At 26.5% G+C, this 2,227-nt stretch carries 1 protein-coding gene; it reads left to right on the top strand.

What is annotated here, in order from left to right; translation table 11 throughout:
- Positions 1-1,079: 1,079 nt before the first annotated feature.
- Positions 1,080-2,075 carry a LacI family DNA-binding transcriptional regulator gene (locus ACY1IQ_RS21050; RefSeq protein WP_461614105.1) on the top strand — a complete coding sequence of 332 codons (996 nt, stop codon included), beginning with the start codon at positions 1,080-1,082 and terminating at the stop codon, positions 2,073-2,075.
- Positions 2,076-2,227 lie beyond the last annotated feature (152 nt).

Here is a 2,227-nt window from a genome sequence, read left to right as displayed (position 1 = left end):
GGTATGCTAGCAGTAAATTTATATATTACAAAAGTGTAAGTACTATGAATATAAATGTAAGATAAAAAAATTGTTAAAAAATTAAGAGTGATGTAAAATTAATGGATAGACGATGAATTTGAATTTTTAGGAGATGACTAAGATATGCAAGACCCAATAAAATTTATAGCAATACTATTTATAGCTAACATACCATTATTTGTATTCATATATTTTAGTTTCTTTTCAAAGAAGAATAGAAGAAAAGGAAAACACAGGAATAAGACCCAAGGACATTTGTTATTCTTAATATTTACATACATAATTATATTAGCTATAGAGTTTATAGCAGTATATAGACTATTACAGGTAATAAAATAAACAAATTTTTTAAATAGTATATATAAAATATATCCAATTGATTTTTAAGAAAAGTGACTAATCACTTTTCTTTTTTGTTAGGTATATGAAAGAAAATAACGAACCGAAGATTGGTGGTATATTTTATCTTATATAAGGAGACAGGTTCACTGATAGTAGTCTCTATCAGCGAATTCTGTGAAGGCACTATAAGCAAAATAGAAGAACTATACTAGTCCTTTATTTTTTTAAAAATGTGTCTCAGTTGAAAACGTAATATTATATCCATTCATACCGAAAACTATAGAAAAAAAGCAAAGTTCTTACGATTATAAGAAATATAGGGCAGTTTTATTAGAATTTGATTAAAATTTAATAAATGATGAAACTTTTTATATTTAAAAAACGTCTATATTATAGGAAAGAAAAATTACAAGTTTAAATTTATATTAATTTAAATGTAATTCATTTGTAACCAAATAAATTGTCCAATATATTATAATTAAGTTAAAGATTGGGTATAAGGAGATGGTAATATGTCAGAACTATTAATTATTTCTACAATAGTAATTTCAGTTTTAGCCTATACATTTTCAACAGTCTATTTTAAAGAAAAAGAAATTGAAAGATTAAGCTAATAGTTAACATAGAATACATTTTATTAGGAAAAACTATTGTAAATTATGTTTCTATAACTTACTATAAATAGTAAAGCTTAATTTATAATAGGAGTGATTAACGTGGCGGCTTCAATAAAAGATGTAGCTAAAGAGGCGGGAGTTTCAATAGCAACTGTTTCTAGAGTTTTAAATGGAATAAATGTTGTAAATGAAGATACGAAAAGAAAAGTATTAGATGCAATAGACAAACTAGGATATAGACCAAATATTTTAGCAAGAAGTTTAAAGACACATAGGTCAAGTACAATAGGAATAATAATTCCTGATATTGCAAATTCTCTTTACCCAGAAGTGGTTAGAGGTGCAGAGGATGTTGCAAATATTTATAACTATAACATAATGCTTTGCAATACAGATCTAGACCTAGAAAGAGAAAAAGAAAGCTTTAGGATGTTAAAAGAGAAGATGGTAGATGGAGTTGTTTATATAGGTAATGCTCTTGTAGATGAAGTTGAAGAGCTTATTAATGAACTTGAACTACCAATTGTATCTGTAGGTACAGGTGATAAGAAGGGTAAATACCCAAGTGTAGCTATAGATAATTATAAAGCTGCATATGATGCAACTAACTATTTAATTGATAAGGGAAATAAAAAAGTTGCTTTTATAGGATTCTTCCCATCAATGTATGGTGGAAATTACGAAAAACTTTTCAAAGGTTATAAAAGTGCAGTAGAAGAAAAACTTGAATTTGATGAATCTCTAGTTTATTTTTCCTCTTTAAATGCTCAAGAAGGATATAAAGGAATAAACACTATACTTGAGAATAATGAAGTAGATGCTGTATTTTGTGGAAGTGATGAAGTAGCAGTAGGGGTTATTAATGCATTGAGAGAGAAAAATATATCTGTACCTGATGATGTAGATGTTATGGGATTTAGTGATACGGATCTAGCTTCTATGTATTATCCAACCTTAACAACTATATCACAACCACTTTATGATATGGGATCAATAAGTATGAGATTACTTATAAAAATAATAAATAAGGAAGAAATAGATAAAAAATATTTTGTTCTACCTTATGAAATAATAGAGAGAAGCTCTTGTAAATAGGAGGGCTTTCTCTTAAAAGGTGTTTTCTATGAAAATTATTTTTAAATTATAAAATTTTTTAAGAAAATAAATGAAAGTCTTGCAGTAGACAATATAAGTTAACAGGATTTGTGCAACCAAATCCTGTTTTTGTTTAAAAAGAAATGAATTTA

Source organism: Clostridium sp. Marseille-QA1073 (assembly GCF_054863625.1).
This window is presented reverse-complemented; position numbering and strand designations above follow the sequence as displayed.